This is a genomic window from Klebsiella variicola (assembly GCF_000828055.2).
In the GTDB taxonomy this organism is placed as follows: domain Bacteria; phylum Pseudomonadota; class Gammaproteobacteria; order Enterobacterales; family Enterobacteriaceae; genus Klebsiella; species Klebsiella variicola.
This window is the reverse complement of sequence record NZ_CP010523.2, coordinates 647,111-671,298: the sequence shown is the minus strand read 5'-3', so window position 1 is coordinate 671,298 and position 24,188 is coordinate 647,111. Positions and strand designations below refer to the sequence as shown.

Annotated in this window: 24 protein-coding genes; 10 read left to right on the top strand and 14 right to left on the bottom strand. The window is 55.9% G+C overall.

Annotated features, from left to right (window positions below):
- Positions 1–168 precede the first annotated feature (168 nt).
- The 5 genes from SP68_RS03200 to SP68_RS25955 all read right to left on the bottom strand — a co-directional run bounded on the left by SP68_RS03200 (position 169) and on the right by SP68_RS25955 (position 3,846).
- Complete coding sequence (locus SP68_RS03200) at positions 169–369, bottom strand: helix-turn-helix domain-containing protein (RefSeq protein ID WP_040968888.1); 201 nt, start codon at positions 367–369, stop codon at positions 169–171.
- 92 nt (positions 370–461) lie between these two features.
- A complete protein-coding gene (locus tag SP68_RS03195; RefSeq protein WP_040968889.1) occupies positions 462–1,187 on the bottom strand; it encodes a hypothetical protein in 726 nt (241 codons plus the stop codon).
- Positions 1,184–2,596: a site-specific integrase gene (locus tag SP68_RS03190; RefSeq protein WP_040968890.1), complete on the bottom strand. Its 1,413-nt coding sequence runs from the start codon at positions 2,594–2,596 to the stop codon at positions 1,184–1,186. Before SP68_RS03190 ends, SP68_RS03195 begins: the two co-directional genes overlap by 4 nt.
- A 351-nt stretch (positions 2,597–2,947) precedes the next feature.
- Complete coding sequence (locus SP68_RS03185) at positions 2,948–3,520, bottom strand: GNAT family N-acetyltransferase (RefSeq protein ID WP_008806541.1); 573 nt, start codon at positions 3,518–3,520, stop codon at positions 2,948–2,950.
- A gap of 92 nt (positions 3,521–3,612) precedes the next feature.
- Positions 3,613–3,846, bottom strand: coding sequence for a hypothetical protein (locus SP68_RS25955; RefSeq protein WP_008806542.1), 234 nt, complete (start codon positions 3,844–3,846; stop codon positions 3,613–3,615).
- A gap of 749 nt (positions 3,847–4,595) precedes the next feature.
- On the opposite strand from SP68_RS25955, the gene SP68_RS03180 reads away from it, so the two are divergent.
- A complete protein-coding gene (locus SP68_RS03180) occupies positions 4,596–5,441 on the top strand; it encodes an MBL fold metallo-hydrolase (protein ID WP_077269385.1) in 846 nt (281 codons plus the stop codon).
- Positions 5,442–5,711: 270 nt separating this feature from the next.
- The gene (locus SP68_RS03175; protein ID WP_032691249.1) at positions 5,712–5,984 is read left to right on the top strand and encodes a hypothetical protein; all 273 of its coding nucleotides are present in this window, start codon (positions 5,712–5,714) and stop codon (positions 5,982–5,984) included.
- Positions 5,985–6,052: 68 nt separating this feature from the next.
- Here SP68_RS03175 and SP68_RS03170 read toward each other — a convergent pair whose 3' ends face one another.
- Entirely contained in the window at positions 6,053–6,418 is a 366-nt protein-coding gene (locus SP68_RS03170) for an HdeA/HdeB family chaperone (protein ID WP_162494467.1), read from the bottom strand.
- 300 nt (positions 6,419–6,718) lie between these two features.
- Here SP68_RS03170 and evgA point away from each other — a divergent pair, with 300 nt between their 5' ends.
- Positions 6,719–7,333: an acid-sensing system DNA-binding response regulator EvgA gene (gene evgA, locus SP68_RS03165; RefSeq protein ID WP_040968892.1), complete on the top strand. Its 615-nt coding sequence runs from the start codon at positions 6,719–6,721 to the stop codon at positions 7,331–7,333.
- A gap of 4 nt (positions 7,334–7,337) precedes the next feature.
- Positions 7,338–10,580 carry an ATP-binding protein gene (locus tag SP68_RS03160; protein WP_040968893.1) on the top strand — a complete coding sequence of 1,081 codons (3,243 nt, stop codon included), beginning with the start codon at positions 7,338–7,340 and terminating at the stop codon, positions 10,578–10,580.
- 90 nt (positions 10,581–10,670) lie between these two features.
- Here the strand turns inward: SP68_RS03160 and SP68_RS03155 are convergent, their stop codons facing one another.
- Positions 10,671–11,333 carry a YfdX family protein gene (locus tag SP68_RS03155; RefSeq protein WP_162493302.1) on the bottom strand — a complete coding sequence of 221 codons (663 nt, stop codon included), beginning with the start codon at positions 11,331–11,333 and terminating at the stop codon, positions 10,671–10,673.
- A gap of 237 nt (positions 11,334–11,570) precedes the next feature.
- Between SP68_RS03155 and SP68_RS03150 the strand changes: the two genes are divergently transcribed.
- Positions 11,571–12,146 carry an HdeD family acid-resistance protein gene (locus tag SP68_RS03150; protein ID WP_012540525.1) on the top strand — a complete coding sequence of 192 codons (576 nt, stop codon included), beginning with the start codon at positions 11,571–11,573 and terminating at the stop codon, positions 12,144–12,146.
- 26 nt (positions 12,147–12,172) lie between these two features.
- Complete coding sequence (gene hdeB / locus SP68_RS03145) at positions 12,173–12,478, top strand: acid-activated periplasmic chaperone HdeB (RefSeq protein WP_016161849.1); 306 nt, start codon at positions 12,173–12,175, stop codon at positions 12,476–12,478.
- 55 nt (positions 12,479–12,533) lie between these two features.
- Here the strand turns inward: hdeB and SP68_RS03140 are convergent, their stop codons facing one another.
- The 5 genes from SP68_RS03140 to SP68_RS03120 are packed head-to-tail and all read right to left on the bottom strand — an operon-like array spanning position 12,534 to position 17,919.
- Positions 12,534–13,337: an MIP/aquaporin family protein gene (locus SP68_RS03140; protein ID WP_012540523.1), complete on the bottom strand. Its 804-nt coding sequence runs from the start codon at positions 13,335–13,337 to the stop codon at positions 12,534–12,536.
- Between the two features lie 53 nt (positions 13,338–13,390).
- Positions 13,391–15,214, bottom strand: a complete 1,824-nt coding sequence (locus SP68_RS03135) for a diol dehydratase reactivase subunit alpha (RefSeq protein ID WP_008806552.1) — start codon at positions 15,212–15,214, stop codon at positions 13,391–13,393.
- A gap of 12 nt (positions 15,215–15,226) precedes the next feature.
- The gene (locus tag SP68_RS03130) at positions 15,227–15,652 is read right to left on the bottom strand and encodes a glycerol dehydratase small subunit DhaB3 (protein ID WP_002917670.1); all 426 of its coding nucleotides are present in this window, start codon (positions 15,650–15,652) and stop codon (positions 15,227–15,229) included.
- Positions 15,653–15,654: 2 nt separating this feature from the next.
- Positions 15,655–16,239, bottom strand: coding sequence for a propanediol/glycerol family dehydratase medium subunit (locus SP68_RS03125; RefSeq protein WP_032731281.1), 585 nt, complete (start codon positions 16,237–16,239; stop codon positions 15,655–15,657).
- Between the two features lie 12 nt (positions 16,240–16,251).
- On the bottom strand, positions 16,252–17,919 hold the full coding sequence (locus SP68_RS03120; RefSeq protein ID WP_002917676.1) for a propanediol/glycerol family dehydratase large subunit: 1,668 nt from the start codon (positions 17,917–17,919) through the stop codon (positions 16,252–16,254).
- 413 nt (positions 17,920–18,332) lie between these two features.
- Between SP68_RS03120 and SP68_RS03115 the strand changes: the two genes are divergently transcribed.
- From SP68_RS03115 to SP68_RS03100, 4 genes are read left to right on the top strand one after another with little or no spacing between them, the layout of a single operon-like run.
- Positions 18,333–18,761, top strand: coding sequence for a GlcG/HbpS family heme-binding protein (locus SP68_RS03115; protein ID WP_022065621.1), 429 nt, complete (start codon positions 18,333–18,335; stop codon positions 18,759–18,761).
- Positions 18,762–18,782: 21 nt separating this feature from the next.
- The gene (gene dhaT / locus SP68_RS03110; protein WP_032731283.1) at positions 18,783–19,946 is read left to right on the top strand and encodes a 1,3-propanediol dehydrogenase; all 1,164 of its coding nucleotides are present in this window, start codon (positions 18,783–18,785) and stop codon (positions 19,944–19,946) included.
- Between the two features lie 20 nt (positions 19,947–19,966).
- Positions 19,967–20,320 carry a glycerol dehydratase reactivase beta/small subunit family protein gene (locus SP68_RS03105; RefSeq protein ID WP_032731284.1) on the top strand — a complete coding sequence of 118 codons (354 nt, stop codon included), beginning with the start codon at positions 19,967–19,969 and terminating at the stop codon, positions 20,318–20,320.
- Positions 20,321–20,851, top strand: coding sequence for a cob(I)yrinic acid a,c-diamide adenosyltransferase (locus SP68_RS03100; RefSeq protein WP_032731285.1), 531 nt, complete (start codon positions 20,321–20,323; stop codon positions 20,849–20,851).
- Here SP68_RS03100 and dhaR read toward each other — a convergent pair.
- A complete protein-coding gene (dhaR, locus tag SP68_RS03095) occupies positions 20,829–22,754 on the bottom strand; it encodes a dihydroxyacetone kinase operon transcriptional regulator DhaR (protein WP_032731286.1) in 1,926 nt (641 codons plus the stop codon). The two genes, SP68_RS03100 and dhaR, sit on opposite strands and share 23 nt — an antisense overlap.
- Before the next feature lie 101 nt (positions 22,755–22,855).
- Positions 22,856–23,953 carry a glycerol dehydrogenase gene (locus SP68_RS03090; protein ID WP_008806556.1) on the bottom strand — a complete coding sequence of 366 codons (1,098 nt, stop codon included), beginning with the start codon at positions 23,951–23,953 and terminating at the stop codon, positions 22,856–22,858.
- Between the last annotated feature and the right edge of the window lie 235 nt (positions 23,954–24,188).

Here is a 24,188-nt window from a genome sequence, read left to right as displayed (position 1 = left end):
CATTGGTCTTCTGTTAGGCCGATTTACGGCTATATGGGTTATTGACGTTAGGTACAGCAGCGGGAGTGAAACTCGTCTCTGGTGCCCATGTTGATGCTAGAGTTTTGCCTTTCTTCAGAGTGGAGTTGCGGATACGAAGAGCTTTTCTTTGTGCCATATCCCACCCCATTACGCAGACTGGCGAACCGATGCCAGATACGTATCAAGATCTGATTGCAGGTAGATAGTTTTTTTACGGCCTACTTTGTAGAAGGGGATTTTTACCCGGCCTGTACTGTGCCAGTTCGCCATAGTGCGCGGAGCCACCCCAATGTATGCGGCGGCTTCCGGGCGGGTAAGTTTTTTGTCTTGCATGGTATTGGTAGTCATGATGCCTCACCGTGGTTAATGGGTAACAACGGTGAGGATTATTGGTATCTCGGGCTAGATTTTGGGTGAATTCACTTAGGTAAGAAGTGAATTCACTTTCTCCCCAAGTAACGAGCCCAAGTATTTTTATCTGGAAGATTCAACTCAATTCCTTTAGCTGCTGCAATTGCTTCTAAAATTGAAGCTATTTTGCTTATACTTTCACTTTCCAAATTAACATCACCAAATTCCGGAATCATCTTCAATAATGCAGGAATTATTTCACCTTTCTTATTTGCCCTTTTAGGGTGTTCTTTTTTATCAACACTAATCTCATTCACTTCAATAACTTTAACAATATCACTCCCCAGAATACATAATCGCTCCCTTGGAACGTTAAGCCCTTTATGAAAGAAAGCATAAACACCATCATCAGCACTTTTAAATGGGTGGCTTGTAACTCCAGACAGAGTTATAAAGCTATCGTTCGAGAACTCAAGTAAAAAACAATCGGTACTGCCTACATAAAAAAAACCATCTATATAATTAGCCCTTATAAATTTCAACTCATCTTCTGTTTCATAATGAATACCTGAGATCAGGGAAATCTCATTCATAAGGTTTGTGCCGGCATCAATATCATCAGGCGTTAATAATTCACCACCTAAATCTAAAGTCATTAATCCAACATCCTCAGCATAAATATCTCTGAGATATACTGTCAAAGCTATCATTCCCGTTGCGCAGTAATGGTAAACATCCCTTACAGAGCATCCCAAAAATTCAGCAGCTTCGGGTAAAGGGTAATAAAGTCGGTCAGGAAGCTTATTTTCACTCATGCCTTATTCTCCTTGATTCCTGAATTTAATATTAAAAACAACATTTCGCGCTTTTCTTCATCACTCATCGTTCCCATCACGGCAAGGAGCTGTGCATCAAGGCCACCTGATTGCTCCACCAGACCGGCGTGATCCAGTATGGCGTGTTCTATTTTTTGGGCTGGCTTCTGCAGCTCGTCTGCTGAAAAATGCAAATAGCCCTGCGTGACGTCAGCGCTACGCATAGTTTTATGATTCATCAAACGCTTAAGGATATATGGACCAACGCCCACCAACTCCGCCACACTGCCGAAAGTACGCCTAGCATCATGGCAGGTAAAACCGATGGCGCTCTCTGTACCGCACTGCGTGGTAGCTTCGCTTATCTGGCCTATCACCCTTCGGGGATCCGTAATTATTCCGCCTTTCTCCGCCGGAAATACATACGGGTTATTATCACGACGTAATTCTTTTCGGCGTTGGAAGATAGCCAACAGTGTATCGGTAATCGGAAGTTCAAGCGGGTCTCCGTTCTTCGTCTGGTCAATCCAGAAGTAACGGCCGGACATATTTACCCTGGACCATTCCAGCCCGAACACCTCCGCACGGCGCAAGCCCGTAAATAAAGCCACATCCAGCGCATCGCAGACCGATACGGCAAAATCATCCCTGATACTGGCTCCATGTTGCCGAACGGCATCAACAGAGGCCAGCCAACGGGAAAGCTCATTATTGCGGATACGGGAGGTTTTACGCGCTGTGCCGTGCCATTTTCGTTTGGCGCTCAGTACCATCGTGGGCGGATCAGGCAACAGACGGTTGCCATCGTTGTCGCGATATTGATCATGCGAATACCGGTAGACCGCACGCAAAACCCGCGCCCATAAATCAGCCTGGGCTTTACTGCCCGCTGCTACTCCAGCACGCTGCGGTTTATCGCCAAACCATATACCGCCATCAGTAATGGCTTTATGCCTAACTTCAACTCTCTCACGGTCAATGGCCGCCAGCGGTGTTTTAAGCCAGTCTCCAGAGAAGTTAGTCAGCACGCCCTTATACTGCTCTATAGTTGTCGGCTTGATACGCCCAGCGCGGGATTTGATGTACTCCGCTAGCGCGTCAGCCAGAGTAATGGATTTGTTTTTATCTTCCCGCCGCTGGTCATTTGGATTCCTGCGGGTTGTCGCCACCTCACCGAGTATGCGTGAGGCCATGTCACGGGCCTGGTCTACAGTGAGATCAGGAAACTTACCCAGAGTGACACGGATGAATTTTCCTTCCCGGTACCGGGTAACACAGAATGATTTCGACCCTGTAGGGGTAACTCGCAGGCGTAGACCAGGCAAAACGCTGTCAGCGAACTCAAGCCTTTTCCCTGACTCAGAAGCGATCGCAATGATGGCAGCTTTGGTGAATTTGATGGTTTCCAATCTTCCCTCTCGCAATCCCGGGGATATGCCGGGGATATTTCAGATAGGTAATATTGGGTAATATTAGTGCATTACGGTGGAGCATGCATACGATTAAATACCTGTTTTTCAACGAAAATGAATAATAGTTATAAATTAATCCTATAACTCATAATCGCTTGGTCGTTGGTTCAAACCCAACAGGGGCCACCAGATATCAAGGGTTTACGTGCAAACGTAGGCCCTTTTCCTTTTCAGCCTTCCCTGAAGAGAACAGCGATCGGCAAATCACCGGCTTAACCTGGACCTGCGCTTATGCCGGCAGGCGCCGAAAACACCCGCCGGGTCTGCTGCAATGTATCAGTCCACCTCTCAGGAGGTCGGTAACGCCATCATATGGTACTTATTGCCATTGAAGTTAAAGAAACCGACGTCTTCAAACTGGTTGCGGGTATGAAACGCATACGAGCGCGGGTTCAGTACATTGACGAAAGTAACGATGACGGGATAACGCGGGGCGAACACCTTGCGCTGATACTCAAGCAGCAACTCGCCCACGCCCTGACCACGATACTCTTCTGCGACGCAGATGGGGCCATACTGATATGAGCTAGCCGCATCCAGTTTTTTCCCCTGGTAGCGATATTCGTTGAGAATACTTGCCATATATTTAAACATGGGCCAGGGGCTGAGAAATTCCCACGATCCGCCGAGCAACAGGCCAATAACCTTGTTACATGAACGATCAACAGCGATCACTACACCACTTTCGGCTGAACTCAGTTCGCTTAATTGCTGCTGCGTCATATCGGTGGTGACAAATCCATTCGCCCGCTGCTCGCCTGCAAGATTTTTAGCGTGATAGCGCTCCAGCAATTGTTTCACCTCAGGGATGTCTACGTCTTGCGCCAGACGAATGACGATATTTTCATTGACCATTGCCATTTCATACTCCTGTAAAATATTTTACTGAAAGCGTCACCATCATCGCACCGACGGTGACAAACAGAACTTTGCGAATGATTTCACCATTGGTTTTAATGGCGGGCAGAACCATAAGCGCCATGTACCTCTGCATTTTTTGCTTCAATATAATCAGTACAGGCGGGAATGATGGAGGACTGGGTGATTTGCCGGATATAAAATTGCGGTAGTTTCCATATTACATAACAGTCCTCTTCAAGCCTTTTCCTGAATTCGTCTGTTGGTATGGGAAGCGCGTCTTTGATACGATCGGCGATTGATAGAATAATTCCATTCTTCATAAACATACCCTGTCCTGAAGCTACCAGTATAATAAGATTTGTTTCACTATTTATCTGAATAACGCATTCAGATATTTCCATTTCATTCTAAATAGTGCGGTCAATTTATAACGCAGATTTATTAACCCCTTCAAGATAGCGGATAAAATCCAGACGATCTTTTTACCTTGCGAGCTGATTACAATCCTTTAAATTTTAACTACATAATTTTTATAAAACTTTATCCTGCCGGGATAAAGCTGAATCAGTTCAGCTAAATATTGTCAACAATTCATTAATAACAAATAGAAATAAGATATATCAACATTAGCAATGCTACTGGATACGACGTTTCTCAAGTCAGTTCAGCGATGCGGGCAATTGCGCATTTCCATCCCTGCAGCCCTCAGGATCGTGGATGTCGAACGGCCCGACCTGACGGTCGCGTTCATTCGGTCTACCACGAGGGCGTGGCGTAATACCGGCATACTCATAGACAGGTTAAGTTGTCAGGAATGAAAGACAGTGATTGCCCTGCCACCGCTGCCATTGACACGATAGTTGCCGCGTCTGCATTAATAGCTAACTCAAGCAAGAAGCAGGCTTTGCGAATTTTTTAGCTGTGCCCATTCTTTTTCCTGCAGGTGGCTAGCCAGCATTAACGTGCAAGCCAAATGTTGGTGAATTGCTTATCCGCAATGAATGTGGCATAACACCGGTCCATAATAGAAAGAGTTTCCTTTTCATATTGTTGGCGCAACATCGAGGATTTGCTGATGCAATTAACGGTTCTGGTTGATAATAATACATTAATTGACAGGTATCTTGTCGGTGAGCCTGGTGTATCCTATCTGATTGAGCATGATGGACAAAAAATCCTTTTCGATACCGGATATTCGGATGTTTTTTTGCAGAATGCGCAAACGTTGCAAATTGATTTAACCACCATCGATAGTATCGTTTTATCGCATGGGCATAACGATCATACCTGGGGCCTCAATCATTTAACCCAACATTATGATCGCCTAAATTTCACGCCTGAGAGAAAGATAAACTTAGTTTGCCATCCAGATGCATTAAACCCAAAGTATTTTGATGCAAAATCTATAGGGATCAACTACAGATTCGATCAAAATGATCTCTTCTTCGATAAAATTTGCAGCAAAAAACCTTATCCACTCACTGAAAACATCATCTTTCTTGGTCAAATACCAAGGGACAATAAATTCGAGATGCTGACACCGGTAGGCCAAACGGTGGATGATAACGGCGAAATCACTAATGATTACGTTATGGATGATTCTGCGTTGGCAATAAAGACAGAAGAGGGACTGGTGGTAGTCACAGGCTGTTCTCACGCGGGAATAGCTAACATTATCGAATATGCCAAACAGGTTACCGGAGAGAATCACATTGTGTCGGTCATTGGCGGATTCCATCTGCAAAATGCCGATGAAGATCGCCTCACGCAGACAGGGGATTATCTTAAAGCATTATCCCCAGATTCCCTCTATCCATGCCATTGTACCGATCTTGCGGCTAAGATTAGCCTGGCGCGTTTTATCAAAATCAACGAGGTCGGCGTTGGGCTAAAACTAGATTTTTCTGCCGCCGGGAAATGAATGCAAAAGAAGGTAGCCGGCACGCAGGAGAGCAAACGGCAGCAGCGGCAGCAACCAGGCTCGTTAAAATTCAGGTCAATATCTGAAAAATAACCATAGCCTGCACCAGCTGATCGAAATCAATACTCCCCTCTCGCCCCTCTTATATATAACCCGTTGACTCACAAAAAGGATGAAATGATGAAAATACGGGATATATCAATCAGTACCTGTCTGGCACTGTTATTAATGGGTTGCGTAGCTAAACCGCCAATGGCGACGGAAAGTGAAATGAAAGAGGCCGCCGCCTTTGCTTTTAATGTCGATGCTTCACAGGTGACAATTTCCGATGCGAAGCAGCAGGATGTGAAAACCAATTTTGTGGCCACCATCGGCAAAACCAGCCATCGATGCTATGTGACAAAAGCCGCCGAGCCGAAACTTTACGGGCTGATCCCACTGGGCGGCGGCAGTACCGTCTCGGATGCCATCTGTGCCGGCAGCAACCCGACGCCAGCGAGCAAAACCTGCGACGCCCTGTCGAAAAAAGCGGGCCGCTGCTGAGCCTTTGCGCAGGAGAAGGCCGCTGACTGCACACTTAGTCACTTTTCCTGCCGCTTTACCGCGGTCGCTTAATTCAGCGACCGCACCTGCTGATAAGAATTGAGCCGTTCACGCAGCGAAGTCAGCCAGGCATCTGGCTCCTGGCGGCAGATTTCGGTGAGGATCGGCGTCAGCACCAGTTCAGCTTCATGAAAGTCGGTCCACTCCGGCGGCTGCAGAGAAAAAGGATCGTTCATCAACCAGATCACCATCGGCGTCCAGGTGCGCGGGTCCAGTTGCAGATAATCCTGACAGCGCATCATATCGCGAGTCCGTACCTCATCGGGTGCGATATTCTTTCCCGCCGCGACGCTACTTATTGCCAGAATGATTATTCCTGCCATCAGACGTTTCCAACCCCATTTTCGCCAGAGGGCGCGCTTTTCTTTTGCCATTGTTATTATTTACCTGCCAGCTGTTGCCGGAGGGAATTCCGGGCTACTCACCTTAAAAAGAGCAGATTAATCGTTTGCATTTTTTTTAACAGCAGACAGCGCTGAAGTCAGTGAACGCCTGTTCCTACAGCTGTCATCCAGATATGCAAATATATTCAACAAGCACTCATCCACAATATTTTCCCGGCCGAAAACGATTTGTGTTACAATTGCGCCTTATTCCGGCACCGATAAAAATAATCCCCGCCGCACCTGCACCAGGCATCGCCCTTCTTTTTTCATATCAGGATTTACGCCCCCATGAATGCGATAATCATTGACGATCATCCATTGGCACGTATCGCCATTCGCAACCTTCTCGATACCAACGGCATTACCGTCGCGGCAGAACTCGACAGCGGCGCCCATGCGGTGCAGACCGCAGAAAGCATGCAGCCTGACCTGCTGATTGTCGATGTCGATATTCCGGAGCTCAGCGGCATCGACGTTCTGGAGCAGCTGCGCAAACGCCGCTACCGGGGAAAAATTATCGTCATTTCCGCGAAGAATGAACGGTTCTATGGCAAACGCAGCGCCGACTGCGGGGCCAATGGTTTTGTGAGTAAAAAAGAGGGAATGAATAATATCCTCGCCGCGATCGACGCGGCCAATAATGGCTACAGCTATTTCCCTTTTTCACTGGAGCGCTTCTGCACCCACGGCATCACCGATCAGGACCGGCTGGATACGCTGTCAACGCAGGAGATGAAGGTTTTCCGCTATATCCTCTGTGGCGTCGACTACACCACCATCGGCAGCAAAATGAATATCAGCAATAAAACGGTAAGTACCTATAAGGTCCGTCTGATGGATAAATTAGGCTGCGGCTCCCTGCTTGAGCTTTATGACTTTGCGCAACGCAATAAAATAGGGTGATGGCATGGTGGTTCGTCTTATTTTATCCGTCGTTGTCGGGCTGATGCTGAGCCTCTCCCCCGCGGTGTTTGCCATGAAACAGCTGGAGCTGAAGAGCCATTCTCATATCGCGGCGATCGATATTCCGCTTAGCGTTAAGGAGAAAGCCTGGCTGGCCGGGCAACCGACACTGACCATCGGCACCTGGCTTCCCGAGATGACGCCCATCGTCTATGACGGCGACGAGAAAAGTTATCAGGGCATCAACGCCGACTATCTGGCACTGATGAAGCACAGCCTCGGACTGAAGGTGATTATCCGCCAGTATGACACCGAGCAGCAGGCGCTGGCCGCCCTGGACGACCGGCAGGTCGATACCCTGCTCACTCAGGTAGCTCACCGGGATGCGCTCGCCGCAGGCCTGGATCAATCCGCGCCGCTGCTTAAAACCTGGCCGGCGCTGGTGACCTCGCTGAAATCCCCCCTGCCGCCGCTGACCTCTGACCGCCGCGTTACGCTGGCCTGCACCCGCGAATGCGCCTTTTTCGATATTATTCAGCAGGCGTTTCCCAACGCCAAAATCACCCTTTACGATAGCGACTATCAGGCGCTTGCCTCGGTGGTCAGCGGTGAAAATCAGTATTTCATTGGCAACAACATCACCACTGGCCACTGTATCTCGAAGTATTTCTCGCAATCGTTGGTCATTGCGCACTATTTTCGTCAGCAGGAACAACACAACCGCTTCGTCACCCGCGACGATCGGCCGGAGTTACACCAGATCCTCGATCGTTTCATTCATGCCATCGACAGCGATACCGCGATGCGGATCATGCAAAACTGGCTCAACCGCGGCGATCTGTCGTTTCTCAATACCCCCCTCCCCTTTAGCGCCGAGGAGCAGCGCTGGCTGCAGAAGCATCGTCGCGTCCGCCTGCTGGTCAACCCCTACTTTCCGCCGTTTACCCTGGTGGATGACGAAGATGAGCTGCGCGGCATCATGGCCGATATGCTGAATATTTTCTCACTGCAGACCGGACTACAGTTTGAACCCATCCTGGTGCGCAATCGCCACGATCTGGCAAAGCGCATGGAAAAAGAGGACTGGGCGATCATGCCCGCCGCCGCCCTCAATTCGCAGCCGCAGGCCTACGTCACCCTCAGCGATCCGCTCATTAACGTGGCCTTTGTGCTGGTTGCTCGCGGCAGCGCGCCCGACCCGCATCTGCTGACGCGATCGGCGCGGATCGCCCTGCCGGTGGGGCCGATTGCCGCCCACGACCTGAAAACGCGCTTTCCACAGGTCAACTGGGTGGAGACAGATAACGTTGGTATCGCCATGAAGATGGTGGAAGAAGGCGAAGTGGATGCCGCCGTGGCCTCGGAGCTTTCCGCCCGCTATATGATCGATCACTACTATCCGCAGGGCCTGCACTACACCCGCATCGACGGACTCCCGGTCGCCGCCATTCGGCTGGCCATCCCGCGCGATGAACCGGTGCTGGCCGCCATTCTTGGCAAAGCGCTGCAGGCGATTCCACCACGGGATATTCTGCAGATGACCGAGAAGTGGTCGAAAATATCCAGCCAGCAAATCGAGAACTGGAGCCAGTACAGCCGCCAGTTTTACCAGCTGATCGCCTTTGCGCTGGTGCTGATCGCCATCAGCCTCGGCTGGGGACTCTCCCTGTGCCGGGAAGTACGCAAACGCAAAGACTCCCAACAGCGGCTGGAAGACGAGCTGGCGCAGAAGGAGGCGCTCTCCTGTGCGCTGGAGCACGAGAAAGATAAAGCCGTTCAGGCGACAAAAGCGAAGAGTCGCTTTCTGGCCAGCATGAGCCACGAGCTGCGCACGCCGGTGAGCGCCATCGTCGGCTTTCTGGAGCTGCTGGCGAAACCGGAGCTGAACGTCGGCCAGCGTAAAGAGGCGATCGAGCTGGCGGGGTCGACGGCGCAAACCCTGCTGGGACTTATCGGTAATATTCTCGATATCGACAAGATTGAGTCGGGAAAATACCAGATCACCCCGCAGTGGAGCGATGTCGCACAGTTAGTGTCGCAGCAATGCCACACCTTCGACGCGCTGGCGCAGCAAAAGGGCATCGTTCTGCACCACCATAACGCGCTGCAGGAAGGGATCATGCTGTGGCTCGACCCGCAGGCGCTACGGCAAATCCTCAATAATCTCATCGGCAATGCGCTGAAGTTTACCGCCGAGGGTGCGATTCAGGTCAGTTGCCGGCTGGTGCAGGCGGATGAGACGCAGGGGGAGCTGACCCTCACCGTCAGCGACAGCGGCTGCGGGATCAGTGAAGCAGAGCAGGCCACCCTCTTCCACCGCTATGCTCAGGCGCGCCAGGGGCGCCAGCAGACCGGCTCCGGACTGGGGCTGGTCATTTGCAAAGAGCTGGTTGCGCTGATGCAGGGTCGACTGGAGATGGTCAGTCACCCGGGGGTGGGGACAACTTTCACCATCACCCTGCCGGTCAAGGCGAGTCACTGCGCGCTTCATGCGCCGCAGGCATTGCCCACCAGGCCGCAGGCCCTGCCCGGGCTGGCGATATTGATAGCGGACGACCACCCCACCAACCGGCTGCTGCTTAAACGCCAGCTCAGCACCATCGGCTATAGCGTCGATGAAGCCTGCGACGGTGAAGAGGCGGAGAATAAGCTCGCCAGCAAACATTACGATCTGCTGATCACGGACCTCAATATGCCCAGGAAAGATGGTCTGGCGCTGGCAGCCTCGTTACGCCGTCGCTATCCGGGCCTGGTCATTTGGGGCGTGACCGCCAGCGCGCTGCCGCAGTCACGGGAGGCGTGTCTGGCCAGCGGCATGAATATGTGTCTGTTTAAGCCGGTGTCGGTTCAGACGCTGAGCCATGAGCTCAGCCGTTTAGCGGAGGGCCGCGCATCACCTAACGTCACCCAGCACCTGAAGCTCAACGTGCTGACCGAAAATACGGGGGGAGACCAGGCGCTGATGACTGAAATACTGGAGACGTTCCGCGATGCGTCGGCCACAGATTTGCAGGCCGCCGGACAGGCTATCGTCCGGCATGAACCGCAGACCTTTCTGCGAGCGCTGCACCGTCTGCACGGTTCAGCACAAATTCTGGGGATTACTGCGCTACAACAATTGTGCGCCCCTTTTGAGGCTAAGCGACCTGATTCGCTGACGCCGGCAAGCTGTCTGGAGGTGGTACAGCACATCACCGGCGTCATGCGCGAGATCGACGGCGAAATCAACGCCCTGATCGGCCGCTAGCCGTTCCGCTCGGGCAGTCCGCCTGCCCGAGCGTTAAGGGGACATCCATGTCAGTTTCTTCCTCTGCGCTCTATCAGGATGGAACGAGGATCAGTTGCCTGCCACCAGCATCTCGCTATCCACCACAATGCCCTCTTCAGCGCCCTTCAGCACCAGATTCGCTTCGTAATACTTCCCGGCTTTCAGCAGTTTTTGCGCCTGCGCCACCGCTTTACGGGTCTGGTTGAGCGGCATCAGATACTGGTTCTCGATCACGCCGATGCCGGCCAGACGCAGGGTATCGATAGCCCCTTTCTGGTCACCTTTCGCCAGCTTTTCGTTGGCAGATTTAATGGCACTCTCTTTTTCCGGTGTGGCCACGTAGTCTTCAGACAGGGCGACGGTCGCGTTGATCACCACATAGCGATCGGCGATCATTTTTGCTGTGGCGTCAGTTTTCACGAACTTCGCCCAGCTGGCGTCATCGGCGGCCAGCAGCGCGGCGGCGTCGTCTGTCAGTTTTTTGGCGCTCTCCGGCTGGCCGTGGAACAGCGCCAGACGGGCGAACTGGACGTCGCGCATCGCGTTCGCGCCCTGCACCGCCACCTGCAGCACATCGGCAGCTTCTTTCTGTACCTGCGCCGTGGCTGCCGCGGTTGGCGCTGCCGTCGCGCTGTCTGCCGCCCACACCGGAGAGGTACCCATCATGGTTGCCAGCAGGCTAGCCAGAATGACTTTTTTCATTGTTAACTCCTGATTAAAATCGGTAAGCATCACCAAACGCAGCCAGCTTAAAAAATATCGTGGTTATTGAGAATCAGAGCCCGGAAGCGATATTGCGGGCCTGGTCTGACAGCTGTCAGACCAGGCGTATAAAGTGACCTCGGCGCTCTTATTTACGCCTGGCGATACCGCGGCCTACTATTTTTCTCAGACATTTTTTTTGGCCCGCGGAATAAACCATACGTTTATTTCAGCGCCAGGCCGCCTACCGGGATCTGCGGAGCAATTATGTTTATGTTTAGCCATTACACTTTAAATGCGTTTAGTCCACGCATCTTCTTACGATATAAACGGCATGCCGGCATGATGGCCGCCCTGCTGTTTATCTGCGGGGCCTGTTGCCTGGCCTGGCCGTTGGTCGCCGGTTGGTATCTCGCCGTGGTAACCGGCATGTTGTTGATGATCTGTGGCTTCTATTCACTGTACAGCTTGATTGTCTTCCGCCAGCAGCACTGGAAATCACGCCTGGTGGCGCTGATCTTCGCCATCGCCTGGATCGTGCTCGGCCTGAGCTTTGTCGTCAATCCCCTCAACGGTATGAGCAGTCTGGCCATTTTATTTGGCTTTTTATTTGTTCTCGGCGGTATTTCCCGCATCGTCAGCGGATGTCAAACCCGAAAACAAAGCGGCGCTGGCTGGAATATTTTTATTGGCCTGCTGGATTTACTTATCGCCTGTCTGTGGCTGGCCATGAATCCGCAGCAAAGCTGGTTATTTATCACCGCATTTATCGGCGTTGAAATGATATTTAGCGCCATCGGCTTTCTGGTCCTGCGCAATAAGATGAAGCACGCCCAGGCTTAAGCCGTATTTTATCACTGGAGAAGAAAATGAATTTACCTAAAGCACTCGTGTTGACCGCGGCGGCCACCACATTCTGTCTGATGACCAGCCCGGCGTTCGCGGTTCAGGAAACCACACCGCAGAATATGACCTGTCAGGAGTTTATGGATATGAACCCGAAAAGCATGACCCCCGTGGCCTTCTGGGTCGTGAATCGCAACACCGACTTCAGCGGCGGCGACTATGTCGACTGGCATGAAGTCGAAACCGTCTCGGTACCGAAAATGCTGCAGGAGTGCCACAAGAACCCCGCCGCTAAACTCGGCGATCTCAGCGCGGTCATCAAAAAATAACCCTGCTCCCCGGCATCAGGCCGGGGAAACCCGCCGCGCTGCGGCGGGTCCCGCTTTACTCATCGATACCGCATTCGCACGGCAGATGGCGGCCGATAAGCTTGCGATACAAAAACGCCCCGATAATCGCCCCCACCACCGGCGCCAGCAGCGGCACCCAAAAGTAGGGTATCGACTGCCCGCCGGTAAAGGCGATCGCGCCCCAGCCGGCCAGACTGGTAAACAGTTTTGGGCCGAAGTCGCGCGCCGGATTCAGTGCAAAGCCGGTTAGCGGCCCCATCGACGCGCCGATCACGGCGATCAGCAAGCCAATCAGCAACGGCGCCAGCGGCCCGCGCGGAATTCCGTTGCCGTCGTCGGTCAGGGCCATGATCATCGCCATCAGGATTGCCGTGATGGTGGTCTCCACGGCAAACGCCTGTATAAAAGTGATATGTGAATGCGGGTACGTGGAAAAGACCCCGGCCAGGTTAAGGCTGGCGGCAGTGCCGCGCACGATATGCTGACTCTGTTCAAGATCGAGAAACAGCTGGCGATAGAGCCCATACACCAGCGCGGCGGCGCAGAAGGCCCCGGCCGTCTGGGCAACAATAAACGGCAGCACCTTGCGGCGTTCAAAACAGGCGAACAGCCACAGGGCAATGGTCACCGCCGGATTAAGGTGCGCGCCGGAGACACCGGCCGTCAGGTAGATGGCCATGGCGACGCCAAGGCCCCAGATAATACTGATCTCCCACTGACCAAAGCTGGCCCCGGCGACCCGCAGCGCAGCGACGCAGCCCGCGCCGAAGAAAATGAGCAATCCGGTGCCAAGAAACTCGGCCACGCACTGCCCGGTTAAGGTAGAAGTCTGGTTCATTATCGGCATCCTGAAATAGCACGTTAAAGAGAGAGGCTGGCGCGAGCGCCCGTTTAATTCGCCTGACCGGCCAGTACCAGCCCGGTGGCGACCGCATTGCGCGGCCCTTCTGTTCCCCGAATATTGCCCTGCCCGGCGACCACGCCATAGTGCGACAAGGCTTCCGTGATAAGCTGCGGGATCTCAAAGTCCAGCGATGAGCCGCCCACCAGCACCACAAAGGCGATATCGCGAATGGAACCGCCGGGTGAGACCTGGCGCAGCGCGCGCAGGCAGTTGGTGACAAACACTTTCTCTTTCGCCTGCCGGCGCACGAGACGAATTTTTTCCAGCGGGCTGGCGTTATCGATCGGCACCAGTTCGCCCTCCCTGATGTACACCACTTTGGCGAACACCGCCGGGCTGAGGGCTTCCCGAAAGAACTCCACCGCGCCATTCTCATGACGAATACTGAACAGGCTTTCCACTTTGGCCAGCGGGTATTTTTTAATCGCTTCCGCCAGCGAAAGATCCTCGAGGCCTAACTCGGTTTTAATCAACAGGCTGACCATATTCCCCGCCCCGGCGAGATGGACCGCCGTTATCTGCCCCTCCGCGTTGACGATCGCCGCATCCGTCGAGCCGGCACCGAGGTCGAGGATCGCCAGCGGCGCCGCACAGCCGGGAGTGGTTAACGCCCCGGCGATGGCCATGTTGGCCTCCACGCCGCCCACCACCACCTCGGTCTGCAGTCGGGCGCTCAGTTCGCGGGCGATAACCTGCATTTGCAGGCGATCCGCTTTCACCATCGCCGCCATCCCGACGGCATTCTCCATGGCGCACTCGCCGGCCATCCCGCCCTGCACCTTGCGCGGAATAAACGTATCCACTGCCAGCAGATCCTGGATATATATCGCGCTCATCTCATGGCCGGTCAGGGACGCCATTACCTTGCGCACCCGCTCAAGCATGCCGCCGGCGTGGGTGCCCGGTTCGCCGCGGATATCGCGTACCGGAGCGCAGGCGCTCATCGCCTGCATGATGGCTTCCGCGCCCTCGGCGACATCGGCCTCTCCGCGGCGCTTTTCGCCGCTAATGTAGAGGTTGCCCGCCGGGATCACCCGCGACTGTACGTCCCCCTGCGGGGTCTTGAGCACCACCGCTGAACGGTTGCCAATCAGGGCGCGGGCGATGGGGACGATGGCCTGGGTCTCTTCCGGGCTTAGCCCGAAGAAGGTGGCGATCCCGTAGGGATTCGACAGGATCCGCACCACCTGGCCCGGCGCAGCCACTTCCACCGCCGCCATCACCCCCTCGGGGACCTGCTCCAGCAGCGTCACTTCATCCACCACCGGCAGGGTTTTACGTAGGCGGTTGTTCACCAGCACGCCGTCGTCCTTTTTGAGGATCGCCGCCACCACGTTGATCCCCCGGTCGAGCGCCTCATTGAGCCACCACACGGCGTCAAGGAAATCGACGGCGTCGTCAATCAGTACGATCCACCCCTCGGCATACTGCGCCGCCGGCAGCGTCGCCAGCCGCCCGAGGGCGATAGTCGTCCCCACGCCAACGCCCACCCCGCCCGGAGTCTGCGGGTTATGACCGATCATGGTCGATTCGGTGATAATGGTCTCGGTGATGGTTTCCATCGCCACATCGCCAATCACCGGCGCGGCTTCGTTAAGATAGATGCGAGAGACATCGCTCATCGACCACGGTGTTTTCGCCAGGGCCTGCTCCAGCGCGGCGAGGGTCCCGGCGATATTGTCCCGCGTCCCTTTCATGCCCGTCGTCGCGACGATCCCGCTGGCAACAAACGCCCTCGCCTGCGGGTCGTCGGACGCCAGCGCCACCTCAGTGGTGGCGTTGCCGATATCAATCCCGGCTATTAACGGCATGCTGACCTCCGCTTAGCTTCCTTTACGCAGCTTATGCCGCTGCTGATACACTTCCGCCGACTCCCGGACAAAGGCGGCATTCACTGTCGCATGCCAGGTGTGCTCCAGCTCGTCGGCGATCGCCAGCAGCTCCGCCTGCGAGGAGCGGAACGGGCGCAGCGCGTTATAGATAGCCAGAATGCGCTCGTCAGGAATGGCGATAAGCTCCGCCGCGCGGCGAAAATTGCGCGCCACCGCATGGCGCTGCATCTGCTCGGCAATCTGCGCCTGGTACTCAAGGGTCTGGCGGGAGATCCGCACATCCTGCGGGCCCACCTCGCCAGAGAGCACCTTCTCGAGGGTAATATCGGTCAATGGTTTGCCGGTAGGCGTCAGGATATGCTCCGGGCAGCGGGTGGCTAACGGATAATCCTGCACGCGCATGGTTTTCTCGCTCATGGTCACTCCCTTACTAAGTCGACGTGCAGGGTGACGGGCTCGGCGTCCTGCACCACATGTTTGGTCTCTTTGATATGAAATAGCGCGGCTTTGGCCATAAATTTCGGCCGCACCATCTGATCGTTCACCACCGGCACCGGCGAAGGTGACTCTTTGCGCGCATAGCGCGCGGCGTTTTTGCCAATCTGCCGGTAGGTCTCCAGCCTCAGCAGCGGCGCCTGGGAGAACAGCTCCAGGTTGCTGAGCGGCAGCAGATCGCGCTGATGGATGACCGTGGTCCCCTTCGACTGGATACCGATGCCGATCCCCGAGCCGCTCAGGTTGGCCGCATCCCAGGCCATAAAGGAGACGTCGGACGTGCGCAGAATGCGCACCACCCGGGCGTGAAGCCCCTCTTCTTCCACCCCGGCAATCAGCTCTTTGAGGATCGCGCCATGGGGCATATCGATCAGCGTGTGATGCTGGTGTTTATCGAAGGCAGGGCCGACGCCGATCACCACTTCATCGGCACGTTCATCGGCAGAAGCCACCCCGCCCTCGCGGGTTTTCAGGGTAAAAGAGGGCTGAATTTGGGTTGTCTGTTGCACAGGAATACCGCCTTATTCAATGGTGTCAGGCTGAACCACGCCCGGAATATTTTTGATCTCCGCCCAGCGTTCGGCAGAGATGCGATAGCCGGTGCCCGGCCCCTGATAGTCATTGATGTCGTTGACCGCGCTCACCACCTCGAATTGCCGATCGAGAATGGCCGAGGTCTGCAGGTAATCGCCGGTGACCCGCTGGCGCAGCATATTGAGAATATTGCTGGCGATATCCTCAAAGCCGCTGCGGCTCAGCGCGCCGACAATATCGAGGCCGGTGATGTTGCGCTTCATCATCTCTTCCACCGCGCTCAGATCCTCCACCACGTTACGCGGCGGCATCTCGTTGCTGCCGTGCGCGTAGGTGGCGGCCTCCACCTCCTCGTCGGCGATCGGCGGCAGCCCCAGCTCGCGGAAAACCGCCTGGATCGCCCGCGCCGCTTTCTGGCGAATGGCAATGGTTTCCGCCTCGGTCACCGGACGCAGGCCGCCGTCAACCATCAGGTCACGCTGCAGGATGTTGTAATCATCAAAATCTTCCGCATCGAAGTTCGAGCCGGCGAACATGTTGTCGTAGTTCGGCACCGCGCTGTAGCCGGAGAAAATAAAGTCGGTGCCCGGCAACATCTGCATCAGGGTGCGCGCGGTGCGGCGAATATCCGAGTGGGAGAAAGTCTGGTCGTTGGCGGACGCCACTTCGAGGTCGAGCATAGAGGCAATCAGGTTTTCCGCCAGCACCGCCCGAATGCCCGACGGCACAGCACCGGTCATGCCGATACAGCTCACCGCGCCGTTTTGCAGTCCCTGAACCCCGGCGCCTTTGGTAATGAAGATGCAGCGCGATTCGAGGTAGAGCATCGACTTGCTCTCCGAATAGCCCATCAGCGCTTCGGATCCGGTGCCGGAGGTGTAGCGCATTTTCAACCCGCGGGAGGCGTAGGCCGAGGCGAGGAACGCCTTTGACCACGGCGTATCATCGCCGTCGGTAAATACCGCCTCGGTGCCGTAGACCGACACCGTCTCGGCGTAGCTGGTTAAGCCACGCATGCCCAGCTCCAGCTCGGTGGCCTCTTCCACCGAGCACTGCGTCAACACGCCGGGGCGGCCGCACTGCGAACCGACCAACAGCGCCAGGGCGTTAAACGGCGCGTAGCGCGCGATACCGACCGTGGTCTCCTGTTCTGAGAAGCCGCGGATCCCGGCCTCGGCGGCGTCAGCGGCAATCTGCACCGGATTATCTTTGAGATTGGTGACGTGGCACTGGTTGGAGGGGGTCCGGCGGGCACGCATCTTCTGCAGCGCCATCATCATCTCCACCACGTTCATCTGCGCCATCACCTCGACCGCTTTGGCCGGCGTGATGGCGGTAGTGATGGCAATGATCTCCTCCCGGCTGACGTGAATATCCACCAGCATGCGGGCTATTTCCACCGCCTCCAGGCGCATTGCCTGCTCTGTGCGCTCAACGTTGATCGCGTAATCGGCGATAAACCGGTCGATCATGTCAAACTGGTCCCGGCGTTTGCCGTCCAGTTCGACGATCAGACCGTTGTCCACTTTTACTGAAGAGACAGGGTCAAAGGGGCTGTCCATGGCGATCAGCCCCTCTTCAGGCCACTCGCCAATCAGCCCGTCCTGATTGACGGGGCGCTGGGCCAGTACTGCAAATCGTTTTGATCTTTTCATTGTTCATCGGCTCAAAAGGTGAAATCCGCAGACGGTAGCGAATACGCCGGGCCAGCGTCGTTGCCGCCCGGCCATTACCGGCAATAGCGGAACTTTAAATGAGCCAGTGGTGAAAAAAATAAATTTAATTTCGTTTCAATTTGGCACACGAAATCTACCGACAGTTTCACTATGAAACTTTACTCCGGCGGCAAAAATAAAAAATGTGATCGCCCGCAATGATGTAAATCAATTAATAAAAAACGCCCTTAATTACGTTTTGCCGACGCTATTTTAACCCTATTGACTAAATCATGGCGGGCGACAAAATAACGCTGACAAAAATAAAGCAAGCCAACCGAATGGTAATGGTTTTTTACTATCACCCCCTACTGACTATTCGCGCCAGCGTTATCCTGGTGCGGGAGAGAATGATGAACAAGAGCCAACAAGTTCAGACAATCACCCTGGCCGCCGCCCAGCAAATGGCGGCGGCGGTGGAAAAAAAAGCCACTGAGATCAAGGTGGCGGTGGTGTTTTCCGTGGTTGACCGCGGAGGCAACACGCTGCTTATCCAGCGGATGGACGAGGCCTTCGTCTCCAGCTGCGATATTTCCCTGAATAAAGCCTGGAGCGCCTGCAGCCTGAAGCAAGGTACCCATGAAATTACGTCAGCGGTCCAGCCAGGACAATCTCTGTATGGTCTTCAGCTAACCAACCAACAGCGAATTATTATTTTTGGCGGCGGCCTGCCAGTTATTTTTAATGAGCAGGTAATTGGCGCCGTCGGCGTTAGCGGAGGTACGGTCGAGCAGGATAAATTATTAGCCCAGTGCGCCCTGGATTGTTTTTCCGCATTATAACCTGAAGCGAGAAGGTATATTATGAGCTATCGTATGTTTGATTATCTGGTGCCAAACGTTAACTTTTTTGGCCCCAACGCCATTTCCGTAGTCGGCGAACGCTGCCAGCTGCTGGGGGGGAAAAAAGCCCTGCTGGTCACCGACAAAGGCCTGCGGGCAATTAAAGATGGCGCGGTGGACAAAACCCTGCATTATCTGCGGGAGGCCGGGATCGAGGTGGCGATCTTTGACGGCGTCGAGCCGAACCCGAAAGACACCAACGTGCGTGACGGCCTCGCCGTGTTTCGCCGCGAACAGTGCGACATCATCGTCACCGTGGGCGGCGGCAGCCCGCACGACTGCGGTAAAGGCATCGGCATCGCCGCCACCCATGAGGGCGATCTGTACCAGTATGCGGGAATCGAGACCCTGACCAACCCGCTGCCGCCTATCGTCGCGGTCAACACCACTGCCGGCACCGCCAGCGAGGTCACCCGCCACTGCGTCCTGACCAACACCCAAACCAAAGTGAAGTTTGTGATCGTCAGTTGGCGCAACCTGCCATCGGTCTCCATCAACGATCCGCTGCTGATGATCGGTAAACCGGCCGCCCTGACCGCGGCGACCGGGATGGATGCCCTGACCCACGCCGTAGAGGCCTATATCTCCAAAGACGCTAACCCGGTGACGGACGCCGCCGCCATGCAGGCGATCCGCCTCATCGCCCGCAACCTGCGCCAGGCCGTGGCCCTCGGCAGCAATCTGCAGGCGCGGGAAAACATGGCCTATGCCTCTCTGCTGGCCGGGATGGCTTTCAATAACGCCAACCTCGGCTACGTGCACGCCATGGCGCACCAGCTGGGCGGCCTGTACGACATGCCGCACGGCGTGGCCAACGCTGTCCTGCTGCCGCATGTGGCCCGCTACAACCTGATCGCCAATCCGGAGAAATTCGCCGATATCGCTGAACTGATGGGCGAAAATATCACCGGACTGTCCACCCTCGACGCGGCGGAAAAAGCCATCGCCGCTATCACGCGTTTGTCGATGGATATCGGTATTCCGCAGCATCTGCGCGATCTGGGAGTAAAAGAGGCCGACTTCCCCTACATGGCGGAGATGGCTCTGAAAGACGGCAATGCGTTCTCGAACCCGCGTAAAGGCAACGAGCAGGAGATTGCCGCGATTTTCCGCCTGGCATTCTGAGTGTTAACGAGGGGGCCGTCATGTCGCTTTCACCGCCAGGCGTACGCCTGTTTTACGATCCGCGCGGGCACCATGCCGGCGCCATCAATGAGCTGTGCTGGGGGCTGGAGGAGCAGGGGGTCCCCTGCCAGACCATAACCTATGACGGAGGCGGTGACGCCACTGCGCTGGGCGCCCTGGCGGCCAGAAGCTCGCCCCTGCGGGTGGGTATCGGGCTCAGCGCGTCCGGCGAGATAGCCCTCACTCATGCCCAGCTGCCGGCGGACGCGCCGCTGGCTACCGGACACGTCACCGATAGCGACGATCATCTGCGTACGCTCGGCGCCAACGCCGGGCAGCTGGTTAAAGTCCTGCCGTTAAGTGAGAGAAACTGAATGTACCGTATCTATACCCGCACCGGGGATAAAGGCACCACCGCCCTGTACGGCGGCAGCCGCATCGAGAAAGACCATATTCGCGTCGAGGCCTACGGCACCGTCGATGAACTGATATCCCAGCTGGGCGTCTGCTACGCCACGACCCGCGACGCCGGGCTGCGGGAAAGCCTGCACCATATTCAGCAGACGCTGTTTGTGCTGGGGGCTGAACTGGCCAGCGATGCGCGGGGCCTGACCCGCCTGAGCCAGACGATCGGCGAAGAGGAGATCACAGCCCTGGAGCGGCTTATCGACCGCAATATGGCCGAGAGCGGCCCGTTAAAACAGTTCGTGATCCCGGGGAAGAATCTCGCCTCTGCCCAGCTGCACGTGGCGCGCACCCAGTCCCGTCGGCTCGAACGCCTGCTGACGGCCATGGACCGCGTGCATCCGCTGCGCGACGCGCTCAAACGCTACAGCAATCGCCTGTCGGATGCCCTGTTCTCCATGGCGCGTATCGAGGAGACTAGGCCTGATGCTTGCGCTTGAACTGGCTGGCGTCAATATCGTACTGCTTCATTTTGCGCCACAGGGTGGTGCGGCCGATATTGAGCAGCTGCGACATCTCCTGCACCCGCCCGCTGGTCACCCGGGCGGCGTGAATAATAGCTTCCTTTTCGATGGCGCTAAAGGTCAGGCTGGCCGGCAGCAGCGATGACGTGCTATCCCCGCCCGGCCGCTCGGAAAAGAGATATTCCGGCAGATTACTCAGGCGAATGTGGCCGTTGTCGCTGCTGATGGCGATATTCTCAATGACGCTGTTGAGCTCAAAATCATTCCCCGGCCACGAGTAGGCCACCAGCTGCGCCAGCGCGTCATCGTCCACTTTCAGTCGCGAAGAGAAACGCTTCTCCAGGCTTTTCAGGCGGTTATGCACCAGCGACGGAATACTGTTGCGTCGGGCGCGCAGCGGCGGGATGACGATCTCGAACGAGTGCAGCGCATAGTACAGCTGGCGGCTAAAGCGGTTCTGCTCCACCAGGTTGGCCAGATCGACGGTGGTGGTGGCGATCACCTTCACATCCACCGGGATCAGGCGCCGGGCGTCAAGGCGGGTGAGCACTCCCTGCTTAATGACCTGCAGCAGAGCCGACTGCAGCTCCGGCGCCAGATACTCAATCTTTTCCAGAAACAGGGTGCCGCCGTTGGCCAGCTCAAGCCGGCTCAGGCGGCCATTCTCATCATCAGTGGGGGCGCTGCCCATAAAGTCCTGGCCCAACACGCTGTCGGCATACAGCTGGCAGTTGACGGCGATGTAGGGGCCGCCAGCCCGCTCGCTTTCATTGTGGATGGCCTGGCTCAGCAGCTCTTTCCCGACCCCCTCTTCGCCGCACAGCAGCACCGGGAAGCCGCCGCGCGCCGCCTGGCGGCCAAAGTGGATCAGGCGCCGGGTTTCCGGATCGTCAGCAGACATCTGCTCAAAGGTGTGGCTGACTTTACCGAGCTGGCTGGTCATCAGCTGCCGCATCTGCTCCACCGGGTGCAGGAGCAGGATAAAGCTGTTGCCTTGCGCCTCGACAATCGGTTTTAAGGTGATCACCGCGTCGACAAACTGATGCTGACTTTCAAAGGTGACTTCGACGTGATTCAGGCCGCGGGCGTGTTTGATGGCGCGGCGCAGCAGCGCCGGGAGGGTCACCAGATCGGCGATATTTTTCCCCTGGCTGGCCTGGGCATCAAGATGCAGCAGTCTCGCCGCCTGAACATTGAGAAACTGTAGTACGCCCTGTTCGTTCCACGCCATCACCCCATCGTCCATGCTCTCCAGCAGGCCGTACATCTGATTGAGGTGGCGGTTGGATTCCGCCAGCAGGCTGTCGGTGAGCAGTGAATTGCCCACCTCGCGGGCGATGGCCAGCGTCAGGGAAAGGTCGGCGCCGGATTGATTCTCCACCAGGCAACCGAGGGAGATGGAGCCGAATAGCCGCCCGTGATTATCAAACACCGGCGTCGAACAAAAGCTCCATGGCTGCAGGGCCTGCTTAAAATGCCGATCGCCGGCGGTGTTGATCGGCTGCCCCTGCATCGCGGCCAGCGACAGCGCGCAGGTGCCGATAATGCTCTCCGCGCAGTAGCTGCCGTCGCGAAATCCCAGGTCAGCCAGCTGCGCCAGCGTTTGCGGTTCGCCGCAGCGGCACAGGATGCAGGCGGTCTCATCAAGAATAAACAGCGCGCAGGGGCGACCGTCCATAAACTCCCAGGCGTCCTCCAGCGCCGCCTGACCGATGGTCAGCAGCGCGGTTTTACGCCGACAGATGGAGTCGAAGGTCAGGCCCTGGGCCTGGTGCGGCGTTTGCCAGGTTTCACGCTGCATAAACTTGCTGCAGCGATGCCATGACTGGGCGATGACGGCAGAGACCGCCTTCCCGGTATCCTGAGTCTGAACAGTCATACTGTTTTCCGCGTTTTACCATAGAGAACCCCTCCGGCAGCCACTGCCAGAGGGGAGAAAGAAAAACCGCCGACCGGCGCCAGCGGTTTAGCCACCGCGAATTAACGCGCCAGCCACTGCTGGCCTAACAGATCGGCGGTGAGGATAGCGGCGTGCACACTCTCCGGGGTCACCGCGAACGGCATATTGTGGATGGTCTCCCCTTCCGCGCAGGTGGCTTTCGCCACCGCGGCGATTTTCGCGTCGATCCCCTCTTTGACGCCCATCTGCGCGAGGGTCACCGGCAGGCCGACGCGCTGGCAGAAGCCCAGCACCGTTTCAATCTCATCCATCGGGCTGTTCTGCAGCACCAGCTGCGCCAGGGTACCGAAGGCCACTTTCTCACCGTGATACAGGTGGTGGCACTCTTCCAGAATGGTGAAACCGTTGTGGATCGCGTGGGCGGCGGCCAGGCCACTGCTTTCAAAGCCAATGCCGCTGAGGTAGGTGTTCGCCTCGATGATGCGCTCCAGCGCTTCGGTCACCACCCCGGCCTGCGCCGCCAGACGGGCCTTTTCGCCCTCCGCCAGCAGCGTATCATAGCACAGGCGGGCGAGGCTCAGCGCCGCCTCGGTGGACTGCCCCCCGGCCATGCTGGTGGCGCGCGCATCGTAGCAGGCCTTGGCCTCGAACCAGGTGGAGAGCGCATCGCCCATGCCGGAGACCAGCAGGCGTACCGGCGCTTTGGCGATAATCGCCGTGTCCATCACCACCATATCCGGGTTTTTCGGATAGATCAGATACTCTTCAAACTCGCCCGCTTCGGTGTAGATCACCGACAGCGCGCTGGTTGGCGCATCGGTCGAGGCGATGGTCGGGATCACCACCACCGGCAGCTTCTGGTAGTAACCGATCGCCTTCGCGGTATCGAGGGTTTTACCGCCGCCGATGCCAACCACGCCGCGGCAGCCCTGTTTTTGCAAAATCGCCATCAGACGGTTAATTTCCGCATGGCTGCATTCACCGTTAAACCGTTCCGCATGGCAGCGAATATCGTGACTCTGCAGGCCATTCACCACTTTCTCTCCCGCCAGCTTCATCACGAAATCGTCGGCGATGACGAAGAAGCTCTCCGCCAGGTTTTTGGCATATTGACCGAACAGGACAGCAGCATCAGGGCCCTGAAGATATTTGGCTGGAGATTGAATAACTTTTAGCATTCCTTTCACCCTCAAATAAGTGCGCATGTAGACATGAAGAGCCCTGGCGTTATCCGCGCCGGCCGGAAAACGCGGCCTGAACGGAACGGTACCGGAGCAGTGCGATCACTGTAGGGCCGGCAGGGAACAAAAAAATCTTTCGCCTTTTTGTTCTGATATGAAACACAGGTTAATTTTTTACGTTCCATATTGGAACAAAAAACCCTGTTCTCTGTCAGGATTGCGATCCCGATCC

Bases quoted from the DNA above. Each gene is read 5' to 3' on its own strand.
- SP68_RS03200 (WP_040968888.1), bottom strand. From the start codon at position 369: ATGACTACCAATACCATGCAAGACAAAAAACTTACCCGCCCGGAAGCC.
- SP68_RS03195 (WP_040968889.1), bottom strand. From the start codon at position 1,187: ATGAGTGAAAATAAGCTTCCTGACCGACTTTATTACCCTTTACCCGAA.
- SP68_RS03185 (WP_008806541.1), bottom strand. From the start codon at position 3,520: ATGGCAATGGTCAATGAAAATATCGTCATTCGTCTGGCGCAAGACGTA.
- SP68_RS25955 (WP_008806542.1), bottom strand. From the start codon at position 3,846: ATGTTTATGAAGAATGGAATTATTCTATCAATCGCCGATCGTATCAAA.
- SP68_RS03180 (WP_077269385.1), top strand. From the start codon at position 4,596: ATGCAATTAACGGTTCTGGTTGATAATAATACATTAATTGACAGGTAT.
- SP68_RS03175 (WP_032691249.1), top strand. From the start codon at position 5,712: ATGAAAGAGGCCGCCGCCTTTGCTTTTAATGTCGATGCTTCACAGGTG.
- SP68_RS03170 (WP_162494467.1), bottom strand. From the start codon at position 6,418: ATGGCAAAAGAAAAGCGCGCCCTCTGGCGAAAATGGGGTTGGAAACGT.
- evgA (WP_040968892.1), top strand. From the start codon at position 6,719: ATGAATGCGATAATCATTGACGATCATCCATTGGCACGTATCGCCATT.
- SP68_RS03160 (WP_040968893.1), top strand. From the start codon at position 7,338: ATGGTGGTTCGTCTTATTTTATCCGTCGTTGTCGGGCTGATGCTGAGC.
- SP68_RS03155 (WP_162493302.1), bottom strand. From the start codon at position 11,333: ATGCTTACCGATTTTAATCAGGAGTTAACAATGAAAAAAGTCATTCTG.
- SP68_RS03150 (WP_012540525.1), top strand. From the start codon at position 11,571: ATGTTTATGTTTAGCCATTACACTTTAAATGCGTTTAGTCCACGCATC.
- hdeB (WP_016161849.1), top strand. From the start codon at position 12,173: ATGAATTTACCTAAAGCACTCGTGTTGACCGCGGCGGCCACCACATTC.
- SP68_RS03140 (WP_012540523.1), bottom strand. From the start codon at position 13,337: ATGAACCAGACTTCTACCTTAACCGGGCAGTGCGTGGCCGAGTTTCTT.
- SP68_RS03135 (WP_008806552.1), bottom strand. From the start codon at position 15,214: ATGCCGTTAATAGCCGGGATTGATATCGGCAACGCCACCACTGAGGTG.
- SP68_RS03130 (WP_002917670.1), bottom strand. From the start codon at position 15,652: ATGAGCGAGAAAACCATGCGCGTGCAGGATTATCCGTTAGCCACCCGC.
- SP68_RS03120 (WP_002917676.1), bottom strand. From the start codon at position 17,919: ATGAAAAGATCAAAACGATTTGCAGTACTGGCCCAGCGCCCCGTCAAT.
- SP68_RS03115 (WP_022065621.1), top strand. From the start codon at position 18,333: ATGAACAAGAGCCAACAAGTTCAGACAATCACCCTGGCCGCCGCCCAG.
- dhaT (WP_032731283.1), top strand. From the start codon at position 18,783: ATGAGCTATCGTATGTTTGATTATCTGGTGCCAAACGTTAACTTTTTT.
- SP68_RS03105 (WP_032731284.1), top strand. From the start codon at position 19,967: ATGTCGCTTTCACCGCCAGGCGTACGCCTGTTTTACGATCCGCGCGGG.
- SP68_RS03100 (WP_032731285.1), top strand. From the start codon at position 20,321: ATGTACCGTATCTATACCCGCACCGGGGATAAAGGCACCACCGCCCTG.
- dhaR (WP_032731286.1), bottom strand. From the start codon at position 22,754: ATGACTGTTCAGACTCAGGATACCGGGAAGGCGGTCTCTGCCGTCATC.
- SP68_RS03090 (WP_008806556.1), bottom strand. From the start codon at position 23,953: ATGCTAAAAGTTATTCAATCTCCAGCCAAATATCTTCAGGGCCCTGAT.